This window comes from Sphingobacterium sp. G1-14, from assembly GCF_002196555.1.
Lineage (GTDB): Bacteria > Bacteroidota > Bacteroidia > Sphingobacteriales > Sphingobacteriaceae > Sphingobacterium > Sphingobacterium siyangense.
This window is the reverse complement of sequence record NZ_CP021381.1, coordinates 824965-848818: the sequence shown is the minus strand read 5'-3', so window position 1 is coordinate 848818 and position 23854 is coordinate 824965. Positions and strand designations below refer to the sequence as shown.

General features: G+C 40.1%; 21 protein-coding genes. 2 read left to right on the top strand and 19 right to left on the bottom strand.

Annotated features, from left to right (window positions below):
• Positions 1-8 precede the first annotated feature (8 nt).
• Together CBM24_RS03645 and CBM24_RS03640 are read right to left on the bottom strand one after the other, a co-directional pair.
• Positions 9-503: a metallophosphoesterase family protein gene (locus tag CBM24_RS03645; RefSeq protein WP_088160241.1), complete on the bottom strand. Its 495-nt coding sequence runs from the start codon at positions 501-503 to the stop codon at positions 9-11.
• Positions 504-506: 3 nt separating this feature from the next.
• Complete coding sequence (locus CBM24_RS03640) at positions 507-1214, bottom strand: tRNA1(Val) (adenine(37)-N6)-methyltransferase (RefSeq protein WP_088160240.1); 708 nt, start codon at positions 1212-1214, stop codon at positions 507-509.
• Positions 1215-1311: 97 nt separating this feature from the next.
• On the opposite strand from CBM24_RS03640, the gene CBM24_RS03635 reads away from it, so the two are divergent.
• The gene (locus CBM24_RS03635) at positions 1312-2469 is read left to right on the top strand and encodes a hypothetical protein (RefSeq protein WP_088160239.1); all 1158 of its coding nucleotides are present in this window, start codon (positions 1312-1314) and stop codon (positions 2467-2469) included.
• 200 nt (positions 2470-2669) lie between these two features.
• Here CBM24_RS03635 and mutS read toward each other — a convergent pair whose 3' ends face one another.
• Positions 2670-5276 (bottom strand): DNA mismatch repair protein MutS, encoded by a 2607-nt coding sequence (gene mutS, locus CBM24_RS03630; RefSeq protein ID WP_088160238.1) that lies wholly within the window; start codon positions 5274-5276, stop codon positions 2670-2672.
• A gap of 137 nt (positions 5277-5413) precedes the next feature.
• Here mutS and mtgA point away from each other — a divergent pair, with 137 nt between their 5' ends.
• Positions 5414-6178 carry a monofunctional biosynthetic peptidoglycan transglycosylase gene (gene mtgA, locus CBM24_RS03625; RefSeq protein ID WP_070560704.1) on the top strand — a complete coding sequence of 255 codons (765 nt, stop codon included), beginning with the start codon at positions 5414-5416 and terminating at the stop codon, positions 6176-6178.
• Between the two features lie 114 nt (positions 6179-6292).
• Here the strand turns inward: mtgA and CBM24_RS03620 are convergent, their stop codons facing one another.
• The 16 genes from CBM24_RS03620 to CBM24_RS03545 all read right to left on the bottom strand — a co-directional run bounded on the left by CBM24_RS03620 (position 6293) and on the right by CBM24_RS03545 (position 23592).
• The gene (locus CBM24_RS03620; protein ID WP_088160237.1) at positions 6293-6748 is read right to left on the bottom strand and encodes an ABC transporter ATPase; all 456 of its coding nucleotides are present in this window, start codon (positions 6746-6748) and stop codon (positions 6293-6295) included.
• 194 nt (positions 6749-6942) lie between these two features.
• Entirely contained in the window at positions 6943-7488 is a 546-nt protein-coding gene (locus tag CBM24_RS03615) for a DUF420 domain-containing protein (RefSeq protein ID WP_088160236.1), read from the bottom strand.
• Positions 7489-7495: 7 nt separating this feature from the next.
• A complete protein-coding gene (locus CBM24_RS03610; RefSeq protein ID WP_088160235.1) occupies positions 7496-8224 on the bottom strand; it encodes an SCO family protein in 729 nt (242 codons plus the stop codon).
• 9 nt (positions 8225-8233) lie between these two features.
• Positions 8234-8611: a cytochrome C oxidase subunit IV family protein gene (locus tag CBM24_RS03605; protein WP_088160234.1), complete on the bottom strand. Its 378-nt coding sequence runs from the start codon at positions 8609-8611 to the stop codon at positions 8234-8236.
• Positions 8612-8637: 26 nt separating this feature from the next.
• A complete protein-coding gene (locus tag CBM24_RS03600; RefSeq protein ID WP_046674128.1) occupies positions 8638-9372 on the bottom strand; it encodes a cytochrome c oxidase subunit 3 in 735 nt (244 codons plus the stop codon).
• 9 nt (positions 9373-9381) lie between these two features.
• Positions 9382-9963, bottom strand: coding sequence for a heme-copper oxidase subunit III (locus CBM24_RS03595; protein ID WP_088160233.1), 582 nt, complete (start codon positions 9961-9963; stop codon positions 9382-9384).
• Positions 9963-10868: a heme o synthase gene (gene cyoE / locus CBM24_RS03590; RefSeq protein ID WP_088160232.1), complete on the bottom strand. Its 906-nt coding sequence runs from the start codon at positions 10866-10868 to the stop codon at positions 9963-9965. The genes CBM24_RS03595 and cyoE overlap by 1 nt, the downstream gene beginning before the upstream one ends.
• A gap of 73 nt (positions 10869-10941) precedes the next feature.
• Positions 10942-11985, bottom strand: a complete 1044-nt coding sequence (locus tag CBM24_RS03585; protein WP_088160231.1) for a COX15/CtaA family protein — start codon at positions 11983-11985, stop codon at positions 10942-10944.
• A 77-nt stretch (positions 11986-12062) separates the two neighbouring features.
• Positions 12063-13934 (bottom strand): cbb3-type cytochrome c oxidase subunit I, encoded by a 1872-nt coding sequence (locus CBM24_RS03580; RefSeq protein WP_172462307.1) that lies wholly within the window; start codon positions 13932-13934, stop codon positions 12063-12065.
• A gap of 28 nt (positions 13935-13962) precedes the next feature.
• Positions 13963-15300: a cytochrome c oxidase subunit II gene (locus CBM24_RS03575; RefSeq protein WP_088160230.1), complete on the bottom strand. Its 1338-nt coding sequence runs from the start codon at positions 15298-15300 to the stop codon at positions 13963-13965.
• A 43-nt stretch (positions 15301-15343) separates the two neighbouring features.
• Entirely contained in the window at positions 15344-16579 is a 1236-nt protein-coding gene (locus tag CBM24_RS03570; RefSeq protein WP_088160229.1) for a quinol:cytochrome C oxidoreductase, read from the bottom strand.
• Positions 16580-16598: 19 nt separating this feature from the next.
• The gene (locus CBM24_RS03565; RefSeq protein ID WP_376778456.1) at positions 16599-17237 is read right to left on the bottom strand and encodes a c-type cytochrome; all 639 of its coding nucleotides are present in this window, start codon (positions 17235-17237) and stop codon (positions 16599-16601) included.
• Positions 17221-17757, bottom strand: coding sequence for a DUF3341 domain-containing protein (locus tag CBM24_RS03560; RefSeq protein WP_088160227.1), 537 nt, complete (start codon positions 17755-17757; stop codon positions 17221-17223). Before CBM24_RS03560 ends, CBM24_RS03565 begins: the two co-directional genes overlap by 17 nt.
• Before the next feature lie 6 nt (positions 17758-17763).
• Positions 17764-19248, bottom strand: coding sequence for an NrfD/PsrC family molybdoenzyme membrane anchor subunit (nrfD, locus tag CBM24_RS03555; RefSeq protein WP_046674137.1), 1485 nt, complete (start codon positions 19246-19248; stop codon positions 17764-17766).
• Between the two features lie 29 nt (positions 19249-19277).
• Complete coding sequence (locus tag CBM24_RS03550) at positions 19278-22292, bottom strand: TAT-variant-translocated molybdopterin oxidoreductase (protein ID WP_088160226.1); 3015 nt, start codon at positions 22290-22292, stop codon at positions 19278-19280.
• A 37-nt stretch (positions 22293-22329) separates the two neighbouring features.
• Positions 22330-23592, bottom strand: a complete 1263-nt coding sequence (locus tag CBM24_RS03545; protein WP_070563536.1) for a cytochrome c3 family protein — start codon at positions 23590-23592, stop codon at positions 22330-22332.
• Between the last annotated feature and the right edge of the window lie 262 nt (positions 23593-23854).

The window sequence follows — 23854 nt, the reverse complement described above, 5'->3', positions numbered from 1 at the left end:
TAGGTGACTTAACGGTCTTTGAGTTCAATAACCTCCAGGTTCTCAATTTTATCTTTATTGATCTCAAACCGCATTAATGTCCTTACTTTGTGCCAGCCCTGCTTACCTGCCGCCCCAGGGTTAAGATGGAGACAATGGATCTTGGGGTCGAAGATAACCTTTAAGATATGTGAATGTCCAGTAATAAATAATTTAGGTGGATTTTTCATCAATTCCCCTTTTATGCGTGCAGCATATTTCCCCGGATAACCACCAATATGTGTCATAAATACGTCCACTTCCTCACACCTAAACCTCAAATCTTCTGGAAATTGTAAACGAATTTCCTGACCATCAATGTTTCCGTATACTCCGCGCAGTGGCTTAAAAGCGGCTAACCGATCCGCAACATCAGGATCACCAAAATCGCCCACATGCCATATCTCGTCGCAGGCTGCAAAATGAGTAAATACAGCTTCATCTAAAAAAGAATGTGTATCCGAGAGTAATCCGATCTTTGTCATCACTTAAAAAGCTAAAAAATAAGGTGCCAAGGCATTTCGATAAGCTTCTGAATAAATACCCTTGGCGGCATAAATAACAAACGTACGTTGAGCGAGCAGTTCGACGCGTAAGCGTTCAAATGTAACGATTTTCCGAATGGCCGACTCCCCTTCAAAGGAGCTTATTTGTACTTCACTGGAACAGTATAATCCCCTTTCCGCCGAAATTTTAGTCAACGTTTCCGCTAATGCCGTTGGAACGATCAACACTAATTTTCCCCGATCCGATAAACGTAAAGCGGCGAAATCCAGCAGTTCAGCAAAAAAATCCAGATCGGTATGTCGCGCCAGCTTCTTGCGTTCATCCGGGTTATGTAAGGAATCTGTATAAAAGGGTGGATTTGATACGATCAGATCGTAATGCCCTTGTACATCCATTTGTTGAAAGGAGGAAGCATGCAGCACTAAACGTTCCTGGAAAATGGAATTACGGAAGTTTCTGTCAGCCATCGCAGCAGCCAAAGGGTCAATTTCGACAGCCTCTACCCTACTGTCTACGAGCCGTTGAGCCAACATCAATGCAATGACTCCCGTACCTGTACCTACGTCCAGTATCCGGTCCACAGGTTCTACTTCCAGCAAGGAAGCCAGCAGTACACCATCTGTGTTAATTTTCATTGCACAGTCAGACTGATCAACCTCAAACTGTTTAAACCGAAATATCGACGCCATACATCAAAGATAAAACTTTTAGAACCTTTGGTACAAACAAACCAGTGTATCCTGCAATTTATTTGCTAATTTAGTCAGCAACAAATCTATATAAGCCATGAATATCCGTCAGCTTGCTTTTATGATATTGATCATCATCGGTGTGCTTCCTACAAAACTATTGCATGCACAAGAGAATTGTGACCGGCATACAACTGAAATACTTCCCTTATTGACAAAAACATTGAACAACAATGACTTTGACAAAATTGATCCTTTACTCAATAGTATACAAGCTAGCTGTGGTACCAACGAGTTTGTACAGCGTTTACGTATTCTTATATACATCATTGAAAAAAAGAATACCACAACAGAGATCAAAAATTATATAGACAATCAATTCGATAAAAATTTTCTACAAAGACTGGATGCGGCAGACCAGGACGATTTTACAACACAATACGAACAGCATAAGGAAAAATACAATTTCGTGCCATTAAGACATCCCCTGGAGGGCCTGATAAAAGTAAGAGCCAAAGCCCTGCTTGCTTCCGATAGTTATACGTTAACCGATCAGGAAAAAACTATTTTAGAGCTTTTTTCAGATACTGAAGTTGCCAATGCCGTACAAGACCAACAAGCTAACGAACAAGATAATCAACAGCGGTTTCCAGTCCCCAAAGTGTACAGAGATAGACAGAAAGCCAAACTGGGCTATGTTCCTTCAATCGGCGTAGTCACCCCACTTGGCGGAGCCAACAAAATTTTCGGAACCAACATAAACTTTGGATTTATGCTGATGAGCTCGCTGGAAAGAAAATTTATTTTCGAAGGTGGCTTCAAGGTGCGCATCAACTCAAACGACCGCAATATTGATTACAATTACGAGGGCTCCAATGTTTCGGTCAATTCTTCAGCGACCGCATTTATGGGCGGTGCTGTAGGTTACAAAGTTTTTGACAACGACAAATTTATACTGATTCCAAAAGGTATCCTTGGCATAGATATTACAGATACCGGCATCACAGAAAGTGCTTATTCCTCCGGTTATTATGATCCGGATGGTTATTATTATGATGGCGGATACACCGATCGTATGGTAACCATCAATAATGTGCACTTAGGACTTGGTCTCGCATCCCTATTTCGCATGAAAAACCAAAAGTACATTGGTTTCGAACTCGGCTATCATTACACGCCTTATGATGCAAGCAGCAAGGTATTGATCCCGATACAGGCAAATTATGGAAGCTTGGAGCTATTCTTCAGGTTTTAGGCAAATAGCCCTCAAAAACCTGATGACTTCGCAGACACCAACAGCAATGAAAGCGAGCTGAAGGTTCTTTCTGGCCAATAAGACCAGACACTTTCAGAAAAAAATACGCCAGATGATGTCTATCTTAAAAAACATCATCTGGCGTATATAAATCGAAAAAAATTCCGCTTGAGATCAATTTCCCAAGCCAAAAGGAAGATTTAATTCTTTAAAAGGCGTTGTATCTCATCCAATTTCATTAATGCTTCAACCGGAGTAAGCGAATTAACATCCAGATTATTCAGCATATCCCTGATCTTATTCAAGACAGGATCATCAATAGAAAACATCTGCAATTGGTAGGCCTGTTTCTGGATTTTGCGCATGCTATCTTTAATCTGCTCACCACCTGTGCGCTCCTGCTCCAGCCTTTTCAAAATTTGATTGGCCCGACTAAGCAACTTTTGCGGCATTCCAGCGAGCTTTGCCACATGGATTCCGAAACTATGCTCTGAGCCTCCTGGAACAAGTTTACGCAAGAAAATAACTTTGTTATTAACCTCCTTCACCGTTACATTATAGTTTTTTATACGATCCAGCGAAGTAGTCAGCTCGTTTAATTCATGGTAATGCGTGGCAAACAAGGTTTTGGCCTTAGCAGCAGGATGATTATGTAAAAACTCGGCAATAGCCCAGGCAATAGAAATACCGTCATAAGTACTTGTACCACGACCGATTTCATCCAAAAGAATAAGACTGCGGTCCGATAGATTATTCATGATGCTCGCGGTTTCATTCATCTCCACCATAAACGTAGATTCACCCGAAGAAAGATTGTCCGAAGCACCTACACGGGTGAAAATTTTGTCAACCAGGCCAATCTTAGCCTCTTTTGCTGGCACAAAACAACCAATTTGCGCCATTAACACGATCAATCCAGTCTGACGGAGCAATGCAGATTTACCCGCCATGTTAGGGCCCGTAATAATAATAATCTGCTGTGTTTTTGGATCTAAAAAAGTATCATTGGTAATATAATCCTCACCTATCGGCAGGTTTCTTTCAATGACAGGGTGTCTTCCACCTTTAATATCCAAAATCTTGCTCTCGCTGACTTCGGGTTTTACATAATAGTTTTTCTCCGCTACAACAGCAAAGTTAAGCAGTACATCCAACTTGGCTATGAGCTGGGCGTTGAGTTGAATAGGTTTGATGTATTCAGCAATGGCAACCAATAGCTCAGCATATAATCTATTCTCAAGCGCTTGTATCTTCTCCTCAGCACCGAGAATCTGTTCTTCATATTCTTTAAGTTCCTCCGTAATGTAACGTTCAGCATTCACCAGTGTCTGTTTACGGATCCACGTCGTCGGAACCTTATCTTTGTGCGTATTTGTGACCTCCAGATAATAACCGAAAACATTATTGAACGCTATTTTTAAAGAAGGAATCCCTGTGAGTTCCGCTTCCCTTTTTTGGATCTCAAGCAGATAATCCTTGCCACCAAAAGCGATCTTACGCAATCGATCCAATTCAGGGTCCACCCCTTCCGCGATTACACTCCCCTTATTGATTGCGGCAGGAGGCTCCGCCTGAACCTGTTGCTCGATTTTTTCACGTATAACAGCACAAGCATCTAACTGATCTGAGATTGTCCGAAGAGCATCAGCATCTTTACGATCCGTAAGTTCCTTCAATTTCTCAATAGCATATAATGCGCGCTTCAATTGCACAATTTCCCGCGGATTCGCTTTTTGCAGTCCGATCTTGGAAATTAAACGTTCCAGATCTCCCACCTGCTTGATCTGACCAATCAGCTCATCCCGCAAATCACGGTTAGTGAAAAAGAAATCGACCACATTCAATCGCTCCTGAATACTCTTTTTGTCTTTGAGCGGCATCACGATCCAGCGCTTGAGCAGACGCGCTCCCATTGGACTGGATGTATGATCCAATACATCGGATAGCGTTACCGCATTTTCATTCAACGATCCGATTAATTCCAAATTGCGAATCGTAAAACGATCCAGCCACATAAAACGGTCCTCTTCAATACGGGAAAGCGTAGAAATGTGTTGCAGATTACGATGCTCGGTTTCATTGAGGTAATGCAATGCTACACCAGCAGCAACAACTCCTGCAGTCATGCGGTCCACACCAAATCCTTTCATCGAGGAGACTTCAAAATGCTTCAATAGCGTTTCAGTGGCATAATCACCCGTATAAGGCCACTCGTCAAGAAAATAGGTGTAATATTGTGATCCAAACTGCTCTGTAAACTCCTTGCTCTGTTTTTTTGAAAGAATAATTTCTCTCGGTTTAAAACCTTGAAGCAATTTATCTATATAGGCCACACTACCTTGAGCAACCAGAAATTCACCTGTTGAAATATCTAAGAAAGAAATACCGATCCGCTCCTTTTCGATAAAAATTGATGCTAAATAATTATTCGATTTCTGTTGAACAATATTGTCACTGTAGGAGACTCCAGGTGTCACTAGCTCGGTCACACCGCGCTTAACAATTGTTTTTGTCGTCTTCGGATCCTCCAGCTGATCACAGATCGCCACCCGTTGGCCAGCACGCACCAGTTTCGGAAGATAGGTTTCCAATGAATGATGGGGAAAACCAGCCAATGCAGTTTCCGATTCCGAGCCATTGCCACGCTTTGTCAAAACGATGCCCAAAATCTGGGCAGCTTTGATCGCATCCTCACCAAATGTCTCGTAAAAATCGCCAACACGGAACAACAACAACGCTCCAGGATACTTAATCTTGATCGCATTGTACTGTTGCATCAATGGGGTCACTTTCTTTTCTTTTGCCAACTTTTAAAATCAATTTTTATGAAGCGTAAAAATAGGATAATATCGTCGCTTTGGCAAACGATACACTCAACTTCTCGACAAAATCATTTCCATTAAACAAGAATATAAGCTAAGTTTGTATCCGAAAAAAATTAGTCATGGCCATCAAAAGATCTGGTAAACAAAATACGTCCAGCAAACAACAAAATACCTTCAAAAAAAAATCCTTCAACCCATTGAAGTCCATAAAATCTCCTATCCTGCGCATTGTGACACGGGTAGTACTCTATTTTATTGGCATTTCACTCTTTTGGGTCATTAGCCTGCGGTTTATTAATCCTCCCATCACTTGGTTGATGATTCAACGTGGGTTTGAGCTAAAAGAACAGGGCAAGGGATTTAAACTGGAAAAAAACTGGCTGGATTACGATGAACTTTCGGACAACCTAAAGTTAGCGGCCATTGCCGGAGAAGACGCTCACTTTATGACACACTGGGGATTCGACATGCAAGGAATTCAGAATGCCATTAAAAAAAATGCACAGGGAAAGAAATTACGCGGCGGAAGTACAATCAGTCAGCAGGTAGCCAAAAATGTCTTTTTATGGCCAGGGCGCTCCTGGTTAAGAAAAGGCTTCGAGACCTACTTTACCATTCTTATCGAAACATTCTGGAGCAAGAAACGCATCCTCGAAGTTTATCTTAATGTGATTGAAATGGGACAGGGAGTTTATGGTGCGGATGCGGCAGCTTCGTATTATTTTAGCAAAACAGGCAGCAATCTTTCCAAAAAACAGGCCGCATTGATTATAGCCATATTGCCAAACCCAAGAGAATGGGATGCGCGTAACCCTTCTGCTTATGTCAATAGACGTGCAAATGCGATAGCAAAATATATGCATCATTATACTATTCCTGAATAAGCGAAACCATCGCTGTTCGGCGGATCGATCAGAAGAGAAGCAATACAGATCTATAGATCAAAAAGAAAGGCCATATGTAACTATGGCCTTTCTTATATAAAATGGTTTTACAACCTATCTAAAAAGTCGTTTATGCCAGCTTTGATGGAAGGGTATTACCCAAGCGTCTTCCATTTGATGCTCATGGGTAATGGTATTATCAAATACTAAGGTATTATCGTTGATGGTACCGTCTGCCAATAACTTCTCAAATCCGTCATGGTTAACCACGCCTATTCCCTGATCCCCTTTATATGCAAATTGCATTCGATCAAATAGTTGAATACCATACTTCGATTCAACTCCTTTTAAAAATCGAACCGAACTATCAATAGAACAACCTGATGCAGCCGCCACTTCCTCGTCCACCTTAAGGATGATAAAAAGATTATCCCGCAATTCTGCGGATGCAGAAAGTGGTTTTCCATGCACTTTCCATTGTTCGGCAAACGCTTTCAGGTCAGTAACAATCTCCTGTCCCTCTGTCGCCGTTAACAGGCGATCTGCCTGATAAATCCAGATACGCTTCATATGCGAATGATTTTTACAGATCCATCTAGCCGATATGAATCAACTGATTAATCCGATACTGTTTATACTCCCGGATACATGGAATATAGTCTCCATCGCATCCGATTTCATTTAAATATTAAACCAGATTAAACAACTCGAATCCGGCGTGCCATTGTATTTCATCACAATACCTTGACCCTCAACTCTTACCACTAACCAATATAATACGGAGAGATCATCAAATAAACGATCACGCCGGTAACAGCTACATAAAGCCACATGGGATAAGTAATACGGGCAAGCTTTTTATGACGCTCATAAGAACCCGATATGCCTCTAACAAATGTAAAGAGTACAAAGGGGATGATGATAATGGAAAGCAAAATATGCGTGATCAGGATAAAGAAATAGATCGGTCTTAAAATTCCCTCGCCGCCATATTTCGTTTCGATTGAAGTCATGTGATAAGCGACATACATCGCCAGAAAAGCTAAAGAGCAAGCAATACACATTTTGATCAAACGCTCGTGCAGGGGCTTATTACCCTTTTTTATCGCAGCCACAGCCCAAAAAAGCAATACAGCCGTAATCCCATTGATAGCCGCGTAGATAGGAGGCAAAAATGTTAGCGGTTTTACATCATAACCCAGCTTTTGTAAATTCACCGTAAAAAGGATAGCAACCACTATCGGTATCACAATCGATAGCAACCAAATCCATTTACTATACTTTTTTTCCTTGTTAAGACTCTCTTCCATGATATAATTACCTCTTTTGTTCTATTGTAGCTGGATGGTTTCGGACTTCCTCGACCAATAATAATTTGATTTCATCCTCAAGGCGGTCAACATCCGTTTTGACATTAATGTCATAAATACCTCTTATCCGTCCTTTTGTATCAAGTAAAAGATAATTAGACCCAATAATAAATGGTTTGCTGCCCTCCTTATTGACAAGTGCATCTTGTAATAAACTTTCCTGGGCAAATTTAAAGATATCAACAGAAGGATCTGTCACAAAAAACCAAGATTTGGTCCATGGTTTGTAAACTTTTGCGTATTTAGCTAACACTTCTGGTGTATCGTATGCCGTATCAACCGTAATTGAATACAAGCGGACCTTCTTATTCTGAATAAATCGATTGGCGATTTGATCCAAACGCTTAATCATCGTCCGCGATAATGAAGCATCTCTAGAGTACATCAGATGGACGACAGAAAGTGTTGTATCATTATCCAATAGATGCACTTTCTTGCCATCGAAATTCACAAAATCAACCGGGGGTACAGTATGGTAGATGGTATCGGGAATATCACGTCCCCATTTACGATGGGTAGTTCCCGGAACCTCTTTCTTTCCAAAAATTGGCAAAGAGGCGTAGCTATTAGAACCGCTTTTATTTAGTACAAAATATAAAAATCCTGGCAATAAAAGAATTACTGCCAGGATCAATATAGTTTTAATACCTTTCTTTTGTCCAGTATTATTATCCATTCACTTTATCTATTTATTTGGAAACAATTGATGTTCTTGAAAAGCAGATGCTAAATACCCTCCTTCAACAAGCATCAAAACAATAAAATAAATAATAAAAATAAACACAATTGCAACGGTAACAATGAAACTCGACTTCTCGAATTTCAAGTGCATAAAGAATGCAACGATATAATAAGCTTTAACTAAAGTAAGCACGATATAAATAGTATTTACTAACGCACCTTTAGCTAAAATTTGCCAATGGTGCACGAAGCCCAATGCAATTAAAAACTCTAGACAAGTAAGGGCTAAAAGTACACCAAATACTCTCCAGATGGCCTTCTTATCCATCCCACCTTCGTGAGCGTGCTCGCCATGAGCGATATTATCTTGATATTGTGACATAGCTATCTAAATTTATTATTTCGGAATTAGATTAAGTAGAAGAACGTAAATACGAATACCCACACTAAATCCACAAAGTGCCAATATAAACCTACTTTCTCGATCATAAGATAAGAACCACGGTTTTCGAATGTATTATTTAATGTCATACATAGAATGATGATATTCAAAATAATACCCACAGTAACGTGGAAACCGTGAAAACCAGTAATTGTAAAGAACAAGTTAGCAAATTGCAAGGCCGAAGTATAAGAAATGTCATGTGTGAAATATGGCATTAATGCTGTTTTGATGGCATCACCTTCCAAACCTGTTGCTGGATTTTTACCAAACCAGAAACCCATGTGGTGTAAGTGAGTCCACTCGATAGCCTGACAACCTACGAAACAGATACCTCCCAAAATAGTCCAAAGCATCCATTTAACAACTTCATTCTTTTGGTTACGGTGACCAGCTTCCACGGCCAAAACCATAGTTACAGATGACATAATCAAAATAAAGGTCATTAAACCGACAAATACCAACGGTTGACCATGTTCTGCAATTCCTGGGATAGATTGGAAGATCTTATCAGGATCAGGCCATGTTGGATGAGAAAAGCGTTGTGCGCCGTAATAAACCAAAAATGCAGAAAATGTGAAGGCATCCCCTACCAAGAAAAACCACATCATGATTTTTCCATACTCTAAGTTCCAAGGTGATTTCCCACCATTCCATGGACCAGTTTTTACCTTATCCAATTGCGATACTGTTGTACTCATTGTTTACTATTATTGATTCAAAAGTAAGAAAACATATATATAAATCCATAAAAGATCGAGAAAATGCCAAAAAATACTGGCAAGATCCATGCGGAAAAGATTGCCGTCTTTAGGAAGTTTGTTAATTCCTATAATCGCGCCAATCAAAACGATCAACCCCGCAATAATATGCGCCAAGTGCATCCAGATAAAAACGTAAATAAAAGATTGCGATGCATTGTTATTCACAAAATAAACACCCCTATCGATCAATACATTCCAAGCATGAACTTGCAAGGCAAAAAATACAGCTCCCAAAATAAAAGTTGCTATCAAAAACAACCGTTGTTTGGAAGACTCGCCATTTTTAGCCGCTTTATGTGCTAAAAACATCGTTAGACTACTAACCGCAATCACCAAGGTACTATATAAAAGTGCATTTGGCAATAGGGTCTTAATCCCTTTGTCCACGCCGCTCGCTGTATATACAATGAAACCACTGGATAACGCCGCAAACATCATGAACATACCCAACATACCCAACCATAGGTTGAACTTTTGGGCTTTTCTCTGTACTAACTTCTCGTCAGTTTGTGCTTGTATATCTAACATTATTTCAACGGAATAAAGTTAAGCAATAATACGAGTTGTGTCACAGGTAAATAAATAAATGAGGTAAACATCACTTTCCTCGCTGAAGGAATATCACAATTCTTAAACAGCAAATAACCGTAATAACCAAACATTATTCCACCGACCACGGATACAATCGTAAACCAAATTCCACCAAAGCCAAAATGATAAGGTATAAAACCTGCAGGTATCATAAACAAACCTGAAATGAATACCATAAACGCAGATATCTTATCACGTTTTGTCGTCGGCAATAAGCGAAAACCCGCTAATTTATAGTCATCATCCACAACCCAGGCAATTGCCCAAAAATGCGGAAACTGCCATAAAAACTGAATAGCAAACAACACAAAGGGAATAATAATAATTGCCGCTTCGTTATGTCCACTATAGTAGGCTAAATCGTCTTGCGAAAAGGCTGCATAATATCCAATTAATGGCGGAAATGCACCCGGAAACGCGCCGACAAACACTGCTATTGGTGATTTTCTTTTTAATGGTGTATAGATAAATGCGTAAAGAAGGATACAGAAAACCGACAGCAGACCAGCGACAAAATTTAAACGAACAAGCACCAAGGTTCCTAAAATGCCCATAAAGACACTCAATACCAAAGCCTGTCCTGTTGTCATGCGGCCTGATGGCAACGGTCTGTCCTCCGTACGTTTCATCAGTTTATCCAAATCCTTTTCAATGATCTCATTAAAACCATTAGCGGAACCTGTCACCAGAAAACCACCTATAGTCAACAATAACCAATTGAACCAGAATATATCACCCTGTTGTTTTGATCCTATCAGAAAAGCAATTGACGCAGAAAATACGACCGTCAACGTAAGTCTCAACTTAACAAGCTTTTTGAAATCTGAAATAAATTCTTTCATAACTAAAAGAGACCTCCTACTATCAGTGTAATTAAACACGTACTTTTAAACATAAACATCCCGAATTCCAAGATTAGTGCCTTTGCTTGTTTAACAATAACAACAGGTAGAACTGTGCCCCAAATAGAAGCGTCGCTACCACCAAATGCGTTGTCTGTGCAAATGCAGGTATTGCAAATCGAGCTAAGATAATTCCTGATAGCATTTGGATACCCACTAGAATCAATGCGATTAAAGCAAATTTATATTGCTTAGAACTCGTATTAAAACTCGTGCGGACCAAAAAGAATAATACAATAACTAAAATCAAAGAACAATATGCCAACCAGCGATGTAACTCAAACTGTTGGCCAATAGTTGTTATAAAATCAGTCCGGGCTATCGTTGAACCGGTTAATAAATCAACCTCCTCACGAACTCCCGTTCCGACAATTACCTGTGTTAGCATCAATAAAATTGAAGCAATAGCAAGTCCTTTTAATATACCCAAAGAACGATTGACCAGTAAGGTCTTGTTTCGCAAAGTAACTGCTTTGAAATATGTATAAATACTAATACAAACAATTACAATGGCTAAGAGCATATGTACCGTAATAATCCAGGGCATCAGATTTGTCGATACAACGATCGATCCCAACCAAGCCTGAAGTACTACTACAAAAAGATTAATCACTGACCAAACAACGATCGAGCTTTTTGATTTTAAATAGGTGAAAGAATAAATAGCTGTAAATAACAAACAGAATCCGGAAACAACGCCTACCAACCGATTGATATATTCCGTCCAAGTTTTCGCAACATTAAACTCTTCATGCTGCAAAATACTCTTATCGGTACGGAGCTTGTAAGCCATTTCCTTATCGCCGAAAAATTCTACAATTTTCGCGAAACGTTCGTTCTTCTTTGCCCTTCCTTCAATATAATGCTGTTCATATCCTTGAGGTAATTGGGAGATATCTGTTGGAGGAATAATACGGTTAAAACATCTAGGCCAATCTGGGCATCCCATTCCTGACCCTGTACTCCGAACAACTCCTCCAGCAATAATGACCAAAAACAACACAATGATCGTTATAAAATTGGTCTTTATAAATCGCTTCTCAGCTGCTGGAAACATAATACTACCCCTACCTCTTAAAATACAAACTTCTATAAAATAGAGTAGGAATCCCTACTCTATTTTATAAGATTTTATTAGTCTTTTCTACCATTTTGAGCATTCCATTCTGCCTGGATACGCTCAGCTTCCTCGTCTCCTTCGAAATCATGAGGCAAATTAGAGCTCATTGTTTCAGAGAAAGGAACACTTTGAGGAATAAAATCCTCACCATGACCTGGCTTACTGTAATCGTAAGGCCAACGGTGTACAGTTGGAATTTCACCTGGCCAGTTACCATGGATATGCTCTACCGGAGTAGTCCATTCCAATGTGTTTGACTGCCAAGGGTTTTGTGGTGCTTTTTTACCGAAGAAAATCGAAGTAAAGAAGTTCCACAAGAAAGCTACCTGACCTAAAGCAGCGATGATTGCAGCCCAAGTTACCAATTTGTTTACAGAAACCCATTTCGCCATGAAAGCAAACTCTGTAAATGCATAGTAACGGCGAGGCACGCCATCGATACCCATAAAGTGCATTGGGAAGAATACCATGTAAGCACCAATGAAAGTCAACCAGAAGTGTAAATAACCCAATTTTGTGTTCATCATACGACCGAACATCTTAGGATACCAGTGGTAAACACCACAAAGCATACCGAAGATTGACGCCGATCCCATTACCAAGTGGAAGTGGGCAACAACAAAATACGTATCGTGTAAGTTGATATCTAACGCTGCATTACCTAGGAACAATCCTGTCAAACCACCAGAGATAAAGAACGATACCAAACCGATAGCAAACATCATCGCCGGAGTGAAACGGATATTACCTTTCCACAACGTTGCAAGATAGTTAAACGCTTTTACAGCAGAAGGAACCGCGATAATCAATGTTGTAATCATAAATACACCACCCAAGAACGGATTCATACCTGTTACAAACATGTGGTGACCCCATACGATAAACGATAAAACGGTGATACCGATCAACGAATAAACCATCGCATGGTAACCAAAGATTGGTTTACGTGAGTTGGTTGCAATAACCTCAGAAGTTAAACCTAAAGCAGGCATAACAACGATATATACCTCAGGGTGACCTAAGAACCAGAACAAGTGTTGGAACAAAATTGGTGAACCACCTTCGTTCGGCAAAATTTGTCCTTGAACAACAAGATCCGACAAATAGAATGACGTACCAGCAGCACGGTCAAAAATCAGAAGAACAACCGCCGAAACCAATACTGGGAATGACAACATACCCACGATAGCAGTTAAGAAGAACGCCCAGATTGTCAAAGGCATTTTCCATAAGTCCATTCCCTTTGTACGCATGTTCAAAATTGTACTTACATAGTTAATACCACCGATCAACTGTGAAGCTACAAATAGAACCATACTCACCAACCACAAAGTCATACCAGTTGCAGATCCTGCGATTGCAGTAGGAACAGCCGATAGTGGCGGGTAGATTGTCCAACCAGCAGAAGCAGGTCCACTTTCTACGAAGAACGATGCAACCATAATCACTGATGCTACAAAGAACAACCAGTAAGATAACATGTTCATAAAAGGAGATGCCATATCGCGTGCTCCGATTTGATATGGAATCAATAAGTTACTAAAAGTACCTGATAGACCAGCCGTTAACACGAAGAATACCATAACGGTACCGTGAATGGTTACCAAGGAAAGGAAAAACTCCGGTTTTATACGACCGCCTTCAGCCCATTTACCCAAGAATACTTCTAATATAGGGAACTCTTTATCCGGCCATGCTAATTGGATACGGAATAATACTGATAAAAGCATCGCAAAAACTGCCATGATGATACCAGTGATCAAGAATTGCTTAGCAATCATCTTGTGGTCACCCGAGAAGATATACTTTCTGATGAACGACTCCTCGTGATGATGGCCGTGCGAATCGTGATGTTCAGCGCTATGCGATATTACTGTACTTGACATATTCGATTTTATATTCAAAAATTCTTAATTAGTTCAAAGATGCTGTAACTTGTACGCTATCCTTTTTCACGTTAGCTGTTTTACCGCTGAACTCTTTTTGCAAATCCTCAGTAAAATATTTGTTTTGTTTAGCTAACCACTCTTTATATTTCTCTTCAGTTACGACAACCACTTTCTTTTGCATGTTGTAGTGACCAGATCCACAGATCTTGTTACACAACATCACGAAGTCATAGTTATAATCACCCAAACGATCACGCATCTCTTCTGTTGTAACAGTAGGTGTGAACTGGAAGTAATTGGTCATTCCCGGTACCGCATTGATCTGAACACGGAAATCAGGAATATAGAAAGAGTGAATAATATCTTTTGAAACGATATGGAAACGAACTGGTTTATTTACAGGCAACCAGATTTCAGATCCTTGAATATCATCCCAAGAATTTTTATCATTAAAGTCAATACCGTACGGGTTCGTTGGCGTCGTCATTTTATAATTACGTTTACCAATAATACCGTCTGAACCAGCATAACGGACATTCCATTGGAACTGCTCGCCCAACACTTCAATTTGTAAAGCTGATTTTTGTAGATCCTCAGGAATATTTGTGATTGATCTCCATGTAAAGAAACCGAACAATACCAAAACTGTCAAAACAACAGCGGGAACAATTGTCCACAATTTCTCAATTGCATTGTTATGAGGATAATAATAAGCCTGACGTTTTGCACGCATGCGGTACAAGAATGTAAAAGTCATCAACAAGATGTGTGTGATAACCAATACAAATGTTGTAATTGCAGTCGTAATGATAAACATTGTATCAATACGCTCACCGTGCTCAGTTACTGCAGATCTCCAATAAGCGGCTCCCCAGTGTACATATGACCAATATACACCGTAAAGGAATACAACCAAGAAAATGAATAACAATGCCGATTGAAACGTGTTATTCGCAAACGGATTGTATTTACCGTTCATCTTTCTTGTCAATTCATAGATCGAAAGTACTTTACCGATAACGGCAACAACTGTACATATAACCAAGAATAACAAGACATAATACGTGAAGTTTTTATAAACCTGAGGGTCTATTTGCTTCACTTCTTCAACAGCAGGAGCAGCAGCACTAGCTTCTGTAGAAGAACTAGCAGATGCAACAGCAGCAGTACCTGCTGCCGCTGTTGTATCTTTTGCAACCGAATCCGTTGCTGCAGGGGCAGCTACTGCTGTAGTCGCCGCTTTAGCAGAATCAGATGCTACTGTATCTTGTTGACTTGCTAGGATAGGAGTCGCAAAAAGCAATCCTAGTGCAAGCACAAAACCCGAGATGGATTTGAATCTATTATTTAATTTAAAGCTCATTTCTTTTATAACGTTTTTACGTAACCTTCCTTTAAAAGTGAAACTATATCTGGTGATGCAAACTCTCATCCAAGAAAGGATGATTTTTAGGCACCAATGCTTGTTTACTCAATTTACTCATCACTAAGAAGATGAACAAACCTAAGAAACCAAGTGCAGTTCCGATTTCAATGATACCAAATCCTCTATGTTCAGCAACAGTACCAGGCATGATCATGATATAATAATCTAGCCAGTGACCAGCCAATAATAGAATCGCTACGAACAACATCACGTTTTGTTTACGTTTAGCATCGCGATCCACTAATAGTAACAATGGTGCCACAAAGTTAATGATAATACTCAACCAAAACCAAGGTTTGTATTCAGGTTCCCAACGTTTGTAGAAATAAACTGTTTCCTCTGGGATGTTTGAATACCAAATCAACATGAATTGTGCAAACCAAACATAAGTCCAGAAGATAGAGAAACCGAACATCAATTTACCCAAATCGTGTAAATGATTTTCGTTTACCCAGTTCATATAACCAGCTTTCTTCAATACAACAACGATGATCGTGATACATGAAATACCACTTACCCACATTGCTGCAAAGTTATACCAACCGAACATTGTCGAAAACCAGTGTGCCTCTAAAGACATTACTGTATCGAAAGACCAGATAGGTGTAGTAAAACCGAAGATAACTAAGAAGATTGCCGACAATTTGAATGACTTTTTATAAGAAGTCAATCCACCTTCTAAATCTTCTTTATAAGAAAGTTTCGCAAAAATAACAGCAAAAATGCTATATGTTCCCATAAATACCACCTGACGGATCAAGAAGAATGGAACATTTAAATAAGCAGATTTACCTGCGATAATAGGGTCAAAATTTGTACTATGCGGATCAGTGATACCATCTGCATTCCAGTGGTGATATAAGTTATGTGTGGTTAAACCTAAACCTACAATAACTAATAAAACTAATGATGCAATTGGTAAAACACTCGCCATAGCCTGAGGTATACGTACCAAACCTGCAGACCATGCAGATTGTGTTACATATTGCAAGGCAACAAAGAATGTTCCAGCTGCGCAAACACATGTAAAGTAATAACCCATCAATAACAAGTTGGCATAAGTACGCTCTACAGTAACGTGATCGCCCGAAAGCAACCCGAAAGCTACAGCAGCTACGCCTAGTACAACAGCGACAATACTGAACATTTTAGCTTTGCCAGCAAACTCGTATCGCTCGTTGAAATTATAATCGTGATGATGACTGTGAGTTCCCATTTATATATCTGATGTTAGATTATTTCTTTTGTAATTCGTGAACATACATAACAACTTTCCATCTCTCCTCTGGAGACAATTGAGATGCATGTGATCCCATGGAGTTGTGTCCGTAATAAATTGTATGGTAAATTTTACCATCAGTCAAGTCAGCCATCAAACCACCCCGTGAAGAGCTCGCCGCATCTGTTCTGTGATAAGATGGTGGCGGAGGAAAGTTCTCTAATTGACGAGTACCTCTTGAATCAGTCACGCTACGGTCTTTTGTGATAGGACCATCACCTTTACCTTCTACTCCATGACATATAGAGCAGTAAGTAGTGAACAAAGCTTTACCTTTTTCAAGATTTTCGGCATTTACGACCAAAGGACTTTTTGCTTCTCTTCCTGCACGTTCATAATCCTCTAATGTATTGGCATACTCAAAACGAGTGAAACCAATTGGATCCGTACCTTTAGGAGGTGCTTGTGCTGTTTTTCCATCAGCAAAATTCGCATTAGGTTGATCCGGATTGAAAGCAAGCGGATCGTACATGTTACGAGAAAACTCTAAACCTGTACTACGAGTTGTTTTGTCACCACAAGAAGAAACAAGTGCTGTCAATGCCACAGCTGCGCATAGCGTTCCAAGTAAATTCTTCTTATTCATAGCTAACATATTTTCTATCATTGTACTTAACTTCAACAGCTCCAGCTTCTTTCAATAAGCTATCGATCAAAGCGTGATCTGTATTTTCATTGGCATCTACTGCAAGGATGAAACGATCATCTGTTGCTCTCAAGTCCATTACACGAGGTGCGCGTCCCGGAAATAAGTGGTTACGGAAGAAAAACGTGGCAACCATACCCAAGGCACACAATAAGATCGTAACCTCAAATGTAACTGGAACAAAGTTTGGCATACCAAAAGATGGTTTACCACCGATATTCATCGGCCAATCATAGGCCATTGTATAATACAACAAACTAAAACCCAATGTCGTTCCTAATGCTCCAAAGCAAAATGCTGCGATAGGCAAGCGAGAAGGTTTCACACCCAGCTTTGCTTCGATGCCGTGAATAGGCATCGGAGTAAAGCAGTCGTAAATACTTATATTGTTTGCTTGCAATTTGTCGATCCCATGCATCATTTCATCGGGATCCGCAAAACTACCTAATATATATTTTGTATTGCTCATTGCTGATTATTTTCTAACTGATAATTCTTTAATCTCTTCTTCTGTCACTGAATCATATTTCTCTAATGACTCTTGGAAGTACTTAACTTGTTCCTCAGGGAATGCGCCTTCTTGAGCCAATTTAGTTTTATGTTGTAATGAAGATGATTTCAACAACAATTTCACTTCGGCGATAGCGATACCTGGTAAGAAACGTAAGAACAACAAGAATAATGTAAAGAATAATCCGATTGAACCTACAAAGATACCTACGTCTGTCCAAGTCGGGTAGAACATTGCCCAAGATGAAGGCAAGTAATCACGGTGCAATGAAGTCACGATAATTACAAAACGCTCAAACCACATACCGATGTTTACAACAATCGATAAGATCCATGAGATTGGAATACTTGTACGGATTTTTTTGAACCAGAATAACTGTGGAGAAATTACGTTACAAGTCATCATTGACCAGTAAGCCCAAGCGTATGGACCCAACATACGGTTCTCGAAAGCATACATTTCGTATTCCGAACGAGAGTACATTGCGATAAACAACTCAGTCAAATAAGCCACACCTACGATAGAACCTGTCGTCATGATAATGATATTCATCGACTCAATGTGGAACATCGTGATGTAGTTCTCAAAGTTCATTACTTTACGTAAGATCAACAATAAAGTCTGTACCATCGCGAAACCAGAGAAGATCGCACCCGCCACGAAATATGGAGGGAAGATCGTTGTATGCCATCCAGGGATAACCGAAGTTGCAAAGTCCATGGATACGATCGTGTGTACAGAAAGTACCAGCGGAGTAGAAATACCTGCCAAGATCAATGACACGATTTCAAAACGTTGCCAAGTCTTAACTGAACCATTCCATCCGAATGATAATACAGAATAGATTTTTTGTTTTAATCCAGTAGCACGGTCACGAATTGTCGCGATATCCGGCAACAAACCACAGTACCAGAATACCAAGGATACTGTAAAGTAAGTCGAGATCGCAAACGCATCCCATACCAAAGGAGAGTTGAAGTTTACCCAAAGTGATCCAAATTGATTTGGAAGTGGGAAAATCCAATAAGCCAACCAAGGACGACCCATGTGAGCTACAACGTATGTAGCCGCACAGATTACCGCAAAGATCGTCATCGCCTCTGCAGAACGGTTGATTGAATTACGCCAGTTCTGGCGGAAGATTAATAATACAGCTGAAATCAACGTACCCGCGTGACCGATACCTACCCACCATACGAAGTCGGTGATATCCCAAGCCCAGCCTACAGTTTTATTCAGACCCCAAGCGCCGATACCTGTCCAAAAGGTATAACTAACGCTAACTACCCATAATAAAGCACCTAATACAGCAACGGTAAAACCAATCCACCATGCTTTATTCGGTTTATTTTCAACCGGTAGTAAGATATCATCCGTAATTTTTGCATACGTAATGTCCTTACCGGTCATTAATGGTTCTCTTAATATTGATTCGTTATGCGATGACATAGTATTTTTATTTCAAATATTGTACAAGATTACGCCTCAAAAGTGTTTCTAACTTTTGTCATATAACCGATACCCGGTTGAACATTGATTTCCTCAAGTACGTAATAAACACGCTCGTTGCGTAATGCTTTAGACACTTCTGATTCTGGATCATTTGCATCACCAAAGATAATTGCATTTGCAGAACATGCTTGTTGACAAGCCATTTGGATATCGCCATCTTTAACTTTGCGATTTTCAATCTTAGCTTGCAATTTACCTGATTGGATACGTTGGATACACATTGAACATTTCTCCATTACCCCACGTGAACGAGTAACAACATCTGGATTCAATACCAATTGTGTGAACTCATTGTTCAGGTAGTTGTCAAAACGTGAATCATTCCAGTATGCAAACCAGTTGAAACGACGAACTTTGAAAGGACAGTTGTTCGCACAGTAACGTGTACCAAAACAACGGTTATATGCCATATGGTTCAAACCTTCTGAAGAGTGTACTGTTGCCAATACTGGACAAACCGTTTCACAAGGTGCGTGACCACAGTGTTGACACAACATCGGTTGGTGAACAACAGTGATATCTTCGAAATCTAAATCAGCCGAAGCTCTTGCAATTTCTTTCTCTTTTGTAAGATCTTGATCTTTTCCTTCGATTGTATAGTAACGGTCAATGCGTAACCAGTGCATTTCACGACGACGGCGAACCTCATCACGACCTACAACAGGAATATTATTTTCAACGTTACAAGCAACGATACAAGCACCACAACCAGTACATGCGTTCAAGTCGATCGCCATCACCCATTTGTGACCAGGTTGCTCATATTTGTTCCACAAATCGTATGTTTTGTGATTATCTGTAAAGCGTCCTGCCTCAGAGTTAGGATCTTTCAGATATTTCGCAAATGTCGTTTCACGAATAACGTTACGACCTTCGATCGTGTGGTGTGTTTGTGTTTGTGCCAATTGGTAAGTACCAGACGCTTTCGCTACAGTTGCTTTAGCAACACCTTGTACTGTACCATTGATGATAGAAGCAAAAGGGAATGCGTTTTTACCAACTTCATTACCTGCTTTACCAACTTTTGTACGGCCGTAACCTACAGCAACTGAAACTGTTCCTTGTGCTTGACCTGGTTGTTGTACAACTGGCAATTCCAATTCAACACCATTTGCTTTTACAGTTACTTTACCATCTTCACCCAAACCTAATTTCTCAGCATCTTTCGGGTTAAGAGCAGCGTAGTTGTCCCAAGTTACTTTAGATACCGGGTCAGGCAACTCTTGTAAATAAGCGTTGTTCGCGTAGCGACCGTCACGAAGTGCAGAAGGCTCATAAAGTTTCAATTCAAACTCACCTGTAATCGCTTTGCTTGATGCCTCAATTGCCGAAGCCGCTGCTGCAGCATTTCCTGTAAATGCAGGAGCTGTTGCCGCTTTAGCACCTTTATATTCAAAACCAGTTTGCAATACAGCATCCCAGTTTTTTGTAGAACCCGCTAAGATTTGTGTAGACCACAAGTTCTTAACAAAGTTGTACATATCGGTATCATTTCCTGCCCAAGTCAACAAGCTTTGTTCAACTTGACGTGTTTTGAAAACAGGATTGATTGTTGGTTGAACGATAGAGAACAAACCTTCTTTTGGATTCGCATCACCCCAAGACTCCAAGAACGTACTTGCTGGAGCAATCGCTGTCAATTCAGAAGCTGTTTCATCCGCACGTTGCGAAAATGATAAGGTGAAAGGAACTTGTTTCAACGCTGCTTTTACATCATCTGCTTTGAAGTAGTCATACACCGGGTTGCTATTCAAGAAGAACGCAACACCAACTTGACCTGATTTCGCTGCTGCTAAGAAAGCTTGGAACGAAGAATCCGAACCTTGGTATTGTTTAGAATAGTTATCCAAATCGATGATTGTACCGTAAGCACCTAATGCAACGTTGATTGCATTCACTAATACTTGTACATTGACATCGTTAGATCCAGCAACAACAACTGCTGCGCCTTTGCTGTTCACCAATTCTTTCGCTGCTAGAGCGACACCTTTTTGTGCTTTTTTGTTTGCAGTAGCACCAGCCAAAGACTGACCAGTGATTGCATTATATAAAGCAACCAATGTAGCACCTTCTTCCGAAGGTTTGATTGCGATACGTGCATCCGCATTTGTACCCGTCATGGAAAGACCAGACTCAAATTGCACGTGACGTGACATTTTGCCGTTTTTCAACGATTTATAATCACGGTTTTTAGCATATTGTTGTGTCTGCTCCTCACCTGCTAACCAAGTTCCTAAGAAATCAGCTGCAACGGAAACAATCACATTTGCCTTTTCAAAATTGTATGAAGGGACAACAGCTTTACCAAATGAAGCTTTATTCGCCTCTATAATACCGCTGTAAGAAACAGCATCGTATTGTACATGGTTAACTGTTGGGAATTTCGTTGCGAAAGCAGCGATGGCCGCCAACGTTGAAGGGCTGTTTACGGTGTTAGAAACGATCGTAATTTGTTTACCAGAAGATGCTGCTGCATTTAAAGCTTTAACAACTTCCCCATCCAATTTAGACCACTCAACATCTTGACCTTTCAATTGCGCCTGTTTCAATTTGGACTCATCATATAAATCCAATACAGAAGCAGCAGTCGTTGAATCCAAACCTTGGTTCAAACCAATTGCATTCGGGTTAGGCTCAACATTGATCGGACGACCTTCACGAGTTTTAACCAAGATGCTTTGACCGTTGAACGTCGAAGCATAATAGTTAGGGATACCTGGAGTTACCTCTTCAGGTTTAATCAAATAAGGAACTGCCTTATGCACAGGAGTACGGTTACAAGCCGCTAAAGAAACAGCACCCAAACCAAATCCTAATGCTTTCAAGAAGTCACGGCGAGGAGTTTTAGTACTCAAGCCAGCTTCGTTTAATACATCTTCTACAGGAATAGATTCGGCAAACTCACCCTTGCTTCCTTCAACGAAAGCAGGAGTTTGATTTAACTCTTCCAAACCTTTCCAATATTTTTTATTGCTATCCATTTAAGCTGTATATAAGATTGCGTATTTCAAATAATTATTAATAGTGACACTTACCACACTCAAGACCACCGATCATGGCTGCAGTCATTTTCTCACCTTTCTTAATTCTTTCGTGTGCTTTAATCAAATCTTCATAGTATTTGTTATCCGATTTGATATCTGTCTTTTTGTGACAATCAACACACCATTTCATCGTCAATGGAGAGTATTGGTATACTTCTTCCATATTTTGGATTGGACCGTGACAAGTTTGACACTCAACACCAGCTACCACAACGTGTTGTGAGTGGTTGAAGTAAGCGAAGTCAGGTAAGTTGTGAATACGAACCCATTGAATTGGCTTCGGATTGTTACCGTAAGTACGCGTATCAGGATTCCAATCCAATGCACGATAGATTTTAGCAATTTCCGGAGAAATCTCACCATCATAATGCTCTGAAGCAGTGATTGTATTGTGACAGTTCATACATACGTTGGCCGATGGAATAGACGCATTTTTAGATTTAAATGCTCCACCGTGACAGTATTGACACTCAATTTTGTTAACACCAGCGTGGATTTGGTGCGAGAACTTAATTGGCTGAACCGGCTGATAGCCTTGGTGAACACCAACGTTCCACATTGTTTTCCAACCGCCTACAGCTAATAATGCAACTAACATCAAGACTGTAAAGCCAACCAACTTCTTGTTTTTAACGAATGCTTTCGCAAACTTCACAAAACGTTGGCTATCTTCTGGCTCTTGTTGCGCAGCAATAGCTTCTTGGTTTTTAGCAATTACATTTTCTAAGGTACGGATCACACGATTCAACACCACGATAACGACAACAGCCAAAACAACAACTGCGATCAAGCCCAAAATCATGAACATAGACGCGTTATCATCTTTAGCTCCAGCGCCACCAGCAGCAGCCTCTTTCGGTTTCTCCTTAGAAGCATCTGTGATATACGCTAATACCGACTTGATCTGATCGTCAGATAAATCAGTAAAAGAAGTCATCACAAGCTTGTTGTTCTCTTCGAAGATTTTAACTGCATCAGCATCGCCAGACGCAATTAAAGCCTGAGAGTTCTTGATCCACTTGATTAACCAAGCTTCGTCTTTCGTCTCTGGAATCCCCTTTAAAGCAGGACCAACCACTTTTCTGTCAATGGCGTGACAGGATGTACACTTAGATTTGAAGATTTTTTCACCTTCCTTGACATCTTGCGCATGCAACGTCGTAACGGCAAATAATAGCATCAAACTCGTTGACACCACCCTCGCAAGGCTTCCCAAAACGGATGAGATAGTTCTCATATTTAGCACTTTATACTATTTATTTGTGAATGTAAAAAATTAACTCCCATGGTTAAAGGAGCCACTACCCCCCTAACAATGCCACAAAAGTATGATTTATTAACAAATCGCTGACAATTTTGTGACCTTTAATATCAATTTATAATCATTCTAAACAAATGCGTTTAAACGAGGATAAAACAACATTAAACTATTAAAGCGGTCCCATCGCTACAACTTTTCATTTGGATAGCTACTCAAATATAAGACAATTCCATGACAA

Coding starts and splice junctions, on each gene's coding strand:
- mtgA (WP_070560704.1), top strand. CDS start 5,414: ATGGCCATCAAAAGATCTGGTAAACAAAATACGTCCAGCAAACAACAA.
- CBM24_RS03595 (WP_088160233.1), bottom strand. CDS start 9,963: ATGTTAGATATACAAGCACAAACTGACGAGAAGTTAGTACAGAGAAAA.
- CBM24_RS03645 (WP_088160241.1), bottom strand. CDS start 503: ATGACAAAGATCGGATTACTCTCGGATACACATTCTTTTTTAGATGAA.
- nrfD (WP_046674137.1), bottom strand. CDS start 19,248: ATGTCATCGCATAACGAATCAATATTAAGAGAACCATTAATGACCGGT.
- CBM24_RS03600 (WP_046674128.1), bottom strand. CDS start 9,372: ATGAGTACAACAGTATCGCAATTGGATAAGGTAAAAACTGGTCCATGG.
- CBM24_RS03615 (WP_088160236.1), bottom strand. CDS start 7,488: ATGGAAGAGAGTCTTAACAAGGAAAAAAAGTATAGTAAATGGATTTGG.
- CBM24_RS03550 (WP_088160226.1), bottom strand. CDS start 22,292: ATGGATAGCAATAAAAAATATTGGAAAGGTTTGGAAGAGTTAAATCAA.
- CBM24_RS03620 (WP_088160237.1), bottom strand. CDS start 6,748: ATGAAGCGTATCTGGATTTATCAGGCAGATCGCCTGTTAACGGCGACA.
- CBM24_RS03575 (WP_088160230.1), bottom strand. CDS start 15,300: ATGAGCTTTAAATTAAATAATAGATTCAAATCCATCTCGGGTTTTGTG.
- CBM24_RS03545 (WP_070563536.1), bottom strand. CDS start 23,592: ATGAGAACTATCTCATCCGTTTTGGGAAGCCTTGCGAGGGTGGTGTCA.
- CBM24_RS03580 (WP_172462307.1), bottom strand. CDS start 13,934: ATGTCAAGTACAGTAATATCGCATAGCGCTGAACATCACGATTCGCAC.
- cyoE (WP_088160232.1), bottom strand. CDS start 10,868: ATGAAAGAATTTATTTCAGATTTCAAAAAGCTTGTTAAGTTGAGACTT.
- CBM24_RS03640 (WP_088160240.1), bottom strand. CDS start 1,214: ATGGCGTCGATATTTCGGTTTAAACAGTTTGAGGTTGATCAGTCTGAC.
- CBM24_RS03610 (WP_088160235.1), bottom strand. CDS start 8,224: ATGGATAATAATACTGGACAAAAGAAAGGTATTAAAACTATATTGATC.
- CBM24_RS03635 (WP_088160239.1), top strand. CDS start 1,312: ATGAATATCCGTCAGCTTGCTTTTATGATATTGATCATCATCGGTGTG.
- CBM24_RS03585 (WP_088160231.1), bottom strand. CDS start 11,985: ATGTTTCCAGCAGCTGAGAAGCGATTTATAAAGACCAATTTTATAACG.
- CBM24_RS03565 (WP_376778456.1), bottom strand. CDS start 17,237: ATGTTAGCTATGAATAAGAAGAATTTACTTGGAACGCTATGCGCAGCT.
- CBM24_RS03570 (WP_088160229.1), bottom strand. CDS start 16,579: ATGGGAACTCACAGTCATCATCACGATTATAATTTCAACGAGCGATAC.
- CBM24_RS03605 (WP_088160234.1), bottom strand. CDS start 8,611: ATGTCACAATATCAAGATAATATCGCTCATGGCGAGCACGCTCACGAA.
- CBM24_RS03560 (WP_088160227.1), bottom strand. CDS start 17,757: ATGAGCAATACAAAATATATATTAGGTAGTTTTGCGGATCCCGATGAA.